Source organism: Ligilactobacillus acidipiscis DSM 15836, from assembly GCF_001435755.1.
GTDB lineage: Bacteria > Bacillota > Bacilli > Lactobacillales > Lactobacillaceae > Ligilactobacillus > Ligilactobacillus acidipiscis.
Map to the genome: position 1 here is coordinate 1 of NZ_AZFI01000120.1, position 6,515 is coordinate 6,515.

Consider the following 6,515-nt stretch of genomic DNA (forward strand, 5'->3'; position numbering starts at 1 on the left):
TTCTATCAGTACCAAATATTATAGAACCTAATTTTTCGGCTCTTTTTCTTTACATAAGATGAAAAGTCAGTAAAACACCACAAAAACGCTTTCTATTTGGTGTACAATAATAGAGAAATTAATTGATTAAGGAGTAAGAGAAATGGATTCAAATAGATTGTCACAGAGATTACTTCACGTCGCACAACATGTGCCTGCAGGTGCTCGTTTAGCGGACATTGGATCAGACCATGCATATTTACCAGTATATTTGGCAAAAAAAGAATTTATTTCTTATGCTATTGCTGGTGAGGTCGTCAAGGGTCCTTATCAAAATGCTACAAAAATTATTGAACAAGAAAATGTACAAGACGTTGTTCATTCACGTTTAGCAGATGGGCTGGCGGCGTACTCTAAGGAAGACAGAATAGATACGATCACAATTTGTGGGATGGGCGGACCCTTGATAGTTAGCATTTTAAGTGTAGCTCCAGAAAAACTTGCCACTCACCCTCTGTTGATTTTACAACCTAACGTGGGAACAGATGCAGTACGTGGATGGTTGGAACAAAATTGTTATCAAATTACGCAAGAAGAAATTTTAAGTGAGGCAGGGCATATTTATGAGATCATCGTTGCTGAATCAGTCATAAATGTTCAAAAAATGTCCCGAGATGAGCTGTTTTTTGGACCGTTTTTAATGCAACGAAAAGAACCTGCTTTTATTGAAAAATGGACAAGAGAATTACGACGTGAAGAGAAAATTTTCTCGGCACTTACGACAGCTAAAAAAGAAAATACCGTCAAATACCTTGAAGTAAAAGAGAAAATCAAACAAATCAAAGGAGTGTTATACCATGACAACGGTCAATGATATCGTGTCTAGGTTTGAAGAATTTTCACCTAAGTGGTTAGCTGAAAAAGGTGACCCGATCGGCTTACAACTGGGCGATCTGAATCAAGAGGTCCATAAAATGATGGTTACTTTGGATGTCAGACCTGAAACTGTCCAAGAAGCAATTAGTCAGGACGTTGATTTCATATTTGCGCATCATCCTGCAATGTTTCATCCGCTGTACAGTTTTGATCTCAGTGTACCCCAAAACAAAATGTATGCGAAATTGATTGAAAATCATATTTCAGTTTATGCGGCTCATACTAATTTAGATAGTGCTCAGGGCGGAATGAATGATTGGCTTGCCGATAAATTGGGCCTTCAAGGATCTGAACCTTTATTAGGACCGTTTGAGGAAAAAACATACAAACTGGCAGTTTTTGTACCTGTTAACAACGCTGCTCACTTACGGCAGGGATTAGCTGCTGCAGGTGCTGGTCAACTTGGAAATTACTCTAATTGTTCATTTTCAGTGCAAGGAAAAGGCCGCTTTTTACCAGGTAAAAATTCTGATCCATATATAGGAAAGGTGGATCAGCCAGAGGTAGCCGCTGAAGAAAAAGTTGAAGTTGTTTTTCCGGCTAAGTATGAAAACCAAGTTTTAGCAGCGATGTATGCTAACCATCCATATGAAAAAATCGTTTTTGATCTTTATCAAATTGAAGATTCTGGTGTAAAATATGGAATGGGACGTGTGGGTGATCTTGTAAAACCTGTGAAATTAAAAGATTTTGTTGCTCAGTGTAAAGAAGCTTTTCAGATACCGGCTTTGCGTGTTGTATCTTCAGAACTGCAACAAAATATCCAACGAGTTGCTGTACTTGGCGGCAGCGGAGCAAAATTTTATACAGACGCCTTGGCTAAGAATGCTGATGTCTATGTAACTGGTGACGTCAGTTACCATACCGCCCATGATATGTTGGCAAGCGGATTAAATGTGGTCGACCCGGGCCACCACTTTGAATGGGTCTGTCAGCCAGAGCTGCAAAATCTTTTTACCAAATGGTCTAAAGAAAATGAGTGGGCAGTCGATGTGATCGCAACCACGATCAATACTGATCCATTTACATTCATGTAGTTAACAATTTTATTCAATAAAGGAGAAACCTTCATGGCAAAATATGAAAATTTAGTTCCACGTTTTTTAAAATATGTTCGTAAAGAGACTCGTTCTGATGAAGAGTCAACTACTGTTCCTTCCACTCAAAACCAGGTAGAATTCGCTAATGAGCTGGTCCTTGAATTAAACGAGATCGGTTTATCTAATGTCCGGATTGCTCCGAAAAGCAGTTATGTTTTCGCGACGCTTCCAAGTAACTTGCAAAATGACGAAAATGTCAAAAAAGTAGGTTTTATTTCACACATTGACACGGCTGATTTTAATGCCAAAAATATTTCGCCACAAGTCATCAAAAACTATGATGGCCAGTCTGAAATCAAACTTGGAAATAGTGGTTATTCCTTAACAATTGATGAATTTCCTAATTTGAAAAACTACAAAGGTGATAATTTGATCACTACTGATGGAAATACATTATTAGGTGCTGACGATAAGGCTGGTGTGACCGAGATCATGACTGCTGTAGAATATTTGGTCGCTCATCCAGAAATTAAGCATGGTGAAATAGAAGTCGCTTTCGGACCGGACGAAGAGATCGGAACAGGTGCAGACCGGTTTGAAGTGGATGAATTTGGTGCAGATGTTGCTTATACGATCGATGGTGGTCCTTTAGGACAGTTAGAGTATGAAACGTTTAACGCGGCTCAGGCCACAATTCATTTTATTGGTAAGGATGTCCATCCATCAGAAGCCAAAGGTATCATGATCAATGCTTTAAAATTAGCCGTAGAATTTGAAAATCATTTGCCAAGTGCTGAAGTTCCAGAAAAAACTGAGGGACGTCAAGGTTTCTTCCATTTGTTAAGTATCAATGGAACAGTTGATGAGGCAAAAATGACTTACATTATTAGAGATCATGATCGCAATAAGTTTGAAGAACGAAAGCAATTGGTCAGAAATATCGTGGCTAAGATGAATGAACAATTCGATGAAGACCGCGTGATCTTAGATATGAAAGATCAGTACTACAACATGCGAGAAGTTATTGAAAAGGACATGACTGTAGTTGAATTAGCTAAAAAGGCCATGGAAGATCTTGATATCAAGCCCTTGATTGCTCCAGTACGCGGCGGAACTGACGGGTCAAAAATCTCATTTATGGGTTTACCAACTCCTAATTTGTTCGCCGGTCCTGAAAACATGCACGCACGTTTCGAATATGTATCGGAACAAACAATGGAACAAGCAACTGATGTTGTTTTGCAGATCATAAAATTAGTTAGTGAAGGATAAGATATATACTAAGGTTTTCAATGAAATATCGTCGATATTCAAATTAATGGATTTTTTTGAAAATTATTAAAATAAATATGTGAATTAAGAGACACTGATCAGAATTTGGTCGGTGTTTTTTTATACTGTTCATTTAAATTTAATTAACTTTATTTAATTTTAAAGGCTGAAGGTATCATAACAAACTTACAAATAAACTTTACTAGAGGTCGATGTAGTGTGGTTTGTATTTTGTATCGGTAAATATTAAATAAAGTAAGGGACCATGTTATTTGCTAAGGTTATTTTGAGATTCACTTCTTAGATTTGAAAAGAAATCGAGGATCAATTATGGATCAAGAAAATTATTTTAATAGAACGATCCTGTAAAGACAATTGACCCGAATAGATAAAATTATAATATCACGCCGTATAACCCCCTATAATTACTGATATAACAATTTGGTCAAAGAAGGTAAGACTTTTTGCTAGCATCTAAATTTATATCTTGTATAATAGAAAGTAGCAAAATAAATTGCTAAATTATCAAAAATAAATCTTCTTAAAACAAGTAAAAATTTACAAGGAGGGATAAGGGATATGAATAACGACAGCTTAACAAATGCGGTGCAAGAAGCAATCGGTCAGGCACAACAAATAGCGATAACTCGGAAACACCAGGAAATCGATGTTGCCCATTTATTTAAATTCCTGCTTCAACCTGGCGAATTTGCAGCTGATTTATATCAAAAAGCAGGCCTTAATGTTGCTGCTTTTGAAGAGGAAGTCGATCAAGAGCTGGACAAAATTGCTGTGGTGTCGGGGATTGTAACCTACGGTCAATCAATCAGCCAAAACTTAGCTCACTTACTGCAAAATGCTGACCAGTTAAAACAAAAGCTGGGTGATGAATATATTGCGATCGACACACTTGTTTTGGCATTGATGCAATTGAAATATCATCCGTTAACGGAATTTTTAAAGCAAAATGGACTTACTGAGAAAAAGTTACAAGCAGTTATTGCTGATTTGCGAGGGGGAGAACACGTGACATCTAAAGACCAGGAAGCACAATATAAGGCATTAGAAAAATATGGGATTGACTTAGTTAAAGAAGCACGTTCCGGCAAACAAGATCCAATCATTGGTCGTGACGAAGAGGTCAGAGATGTGATCCGGATCCTTTCACGCAAAACCAAAAACAATCCGGTTTTGATCGGTGAACCTGGTGTTGGTAAAACAGCGATCATTGAAGGACTAGCACAACGGATCGTTAAAAATGATGTGCCGGCTAATTTAAAAGATAAAACTATCTTTTCTTTAGATATGGGTGCTTTGATAGCAGGAGCCAAATACCGTGGCGAATTTGAAGAACGTCTTAAATCAGTTCTCAAAGAAGTAAAGAAAAGTGAAGGCCAAATCATTTTATTCATCGATGAGATTCACAATATTGTTGGTGCAGGAAAAACAGAAGGCAGTATGGACGCGGGTAATCTTTTAAAACCAATGTTAGCCCGAGGAGAACTGCATTTGATCGGTGCCACTACTTTGGATGAATATCGTGAGAATTTAGAAAAAGATAAAGCACTTGAACGTCGTTTCCAGAAGGTCCTTGTTCAGGAACCGACAGTTGATGATACGATAGCTATTTTACGCGGCTTGCGTGAAAGATATGAGATCCACCATGGCGTGCGGATCCATGATAGTGCTTTGGTTGCGGCAGCTACACTTTCAGATCGTTATATTACGGATCGTTTTTTACCTGATAAAGCAATCGACCTAGTTGACGAAGCATGTGCTGAGATCCGTGTCGAAATGAATTCTGTACCGACTGAACTAGATCAGGTCAATCGAACGGTCATGAGACTTGAAATTGAGGAAGCAGCGCTAAAGAAAGAAACTGATGAAGCATCGAAAAAACGTTTGGCCGAACTACAGCAGGAATTAGCCAATGAACACGAAAAAGACAACCGGCTAAAAATGCGGTGGGAAAGCGAAAAAGAAGATATTAAGAAAGTCAGCGACAAAAAGTCTGAGATTGATCGCGCTAAACATCAGTTGGAAGATGCTGAAAGCCAGTATGATTTAGAAAAAGCAGCTAAATTACAACATGGAACTATTCCACGACTTGAAAAAGAATTAGCAGATTTAGAAAAGAGTGATCGCCCCGATGACTGGTTAGTGGAAGAGTCAGTTACTGAAAACGAAATTGCGGCAGTTGTAAGCCGTTCGACCGGTGTGCCAGTGTCTAAGTTAGTGGAAGGCGAGCGACAAAAATTACTTCATTTATCAGATAGCTTGCATCAGCGGATCATTGGCCAAGGTGAAGCTGTAGATGCAGTTTCGGATGCAGTTTTACGTTCACGTGCTGGTTTACAAGATCCTTCGAAGCCACTCGGTTCTTTTATGTTTCTCGGCCCGACCGGTGTAGGTAAAACAGAATTAGCCAAAGCCTTGGCTGAAAACCTATTCGATTCAGAAAAACACATGGTCCGTTTAGATATGAGTGAATATATGGATAAAATCTCGGTTAGCCGCTTAGTTGGTGCTGCTCCTGGATATGTAGGTTATGAACAAGGAGGTCAGCTGACCGAAGCCGTGCGTCGTAATCCATACACCATTATTTTATTAGATGAAATTGAGAAGGCTCATCCTGACGTTTTTAATATTTTGTTGCAAGTATTAGATGATGGTCGGTTAACCGATAGTCAAGGACGAACAGTTGATTTCAAAAACACCATCATGATCATGACATCTAATCTAGGTTCAGATATTTTGTTAGATCAAGTTTCAGAAGATGGTAAAATTTCCGCTAAAACCCATGCTGCAGTTATGAAATTAGCGCAGGAACATTTTAAGCCTGAGTTTTTAAACCGGGTAGACGACATTATTATGTTTACTCCATTATCAATGACTGCTATCAAACAAATCGTAGACAAGTTTATCGGCTTATTGTCAGATCGTTTGGACGACCAAAACATCAACTTAACGATTACTGATCCAGCAAAAGAATGGTTAGCAAAGAATGGCTATGAACCTGCGTATGGGGCACGGCCACTACAAAGATTCATCACTGATTATGTTGAAACACCGTTAGCTAAGCAGATCATAGCTGGTAAGATCATGCCGGGTTCAACGGTTGAGATTAGTTTGGGTGAGCAGGAAAACTTGATTTTTGATTCCCAAGAAAAAGTGGAAACAAAATCATAAGGGACGTTAAAAATTTGTAAAAAAGCCAAACAAAAAGCGTTGTTAGAAGTGCAACGCTTTTTTATTTGGTAGTGTGCCCGGCATGGGCAGTAACTAGGC

The 6,515-nt window shown here is 38.5% G+C and carries 4 protein-coding genes; all 4 read left to right on the forward strand.

All coding sequences use genetic code 11. The features are described 5' to 3' along the window. Positions 1-142: 142 nt before the first annotated feature. The 4 genes from FC65_RS07950 (at position 143) to clpB (ending at position 6,416) form a co-directional block, all read left to right on the forward strand. Positions 143-853, forward strand: a complete 711-nt coding sequence (locus FC65_RS07950) for a tRNA (adenine(22)-N(1))-methyltransferase (protein ID WP_056972213.1) — start codon at positions 143-145, stop codon at positions 851-853. Further along, positions 837-1,952, forward strand: a complete 1,116-nt coding sequence (locus FC65_RS07955) for a Nif3-like dinuclear metal center hexameric protein (RefSeq protein ID WP_056972215.1) — start codon at positions 837-839, stop codon at positions 1,950-1,952. The genes FC65_RS07950 and FC65_RS07955 overlap by 17 nt, the downstream gene beginning before the upstream one ends. Before the next feature lie 33 nt (positions 1,953-1,985). Continuing rightward, positions 1,986-3,227 carry a peptidase T gene (gene pepT, locus FC65_RS07960; protein WP_056972217.1) on the forward strand — a complete coding sequence of 414 codons (1,242 nt, stop codon included), beginning with the start codon at positions 1,986-1,988 and terminating at the stop codon, positions 3,225-3,227. A gap of 579 nt (positions 3,228-3,806) precedes the next feature. After that, complete coding sequence (gene clpB / locus FC65_RS07965; RefSeq protein ID WP_056972219.1) at positions 3,807-6,416, forward strand: ATP-dependent chaperone ClpB; 2,610 nt, start codon at positions 3,807-3,809, stop codon at positions 6,414-6,416. The last annotated feature ends 99 nt before the right edge of the window (positions 6,417-6,515 follow it).

Bases quoted from the DNA above. Each gene is read 5' to 3' on its own strand.
- FC65_RS07950 (WP_056972213.1), top strand. From the start codon at position 143: ATGGATTCAAATAGATTGTCACAGAGATTACTTCACGTCGCACAACAT.
- clpB (WP_056972219.1), top strand. From the start codon at position 3,807: ATGAATAACGACAGCTTAACAAATGCGGTGCAAGAAGCAATCGGTCAG.
- FC65_RS07955 (WP_056972215.1), top strand. From the start codon at position 837: ATGACAACGGTCAATGATATCGTGTCTAGGTTTGAAGAATTTTCACCT.
- pepT (WP_056972217.1), top strand. From the start codon at position 1,986: ATGGCAAAATATGAAAATTTAGTTCCACGTTTTTTAAAATATGTTCGT.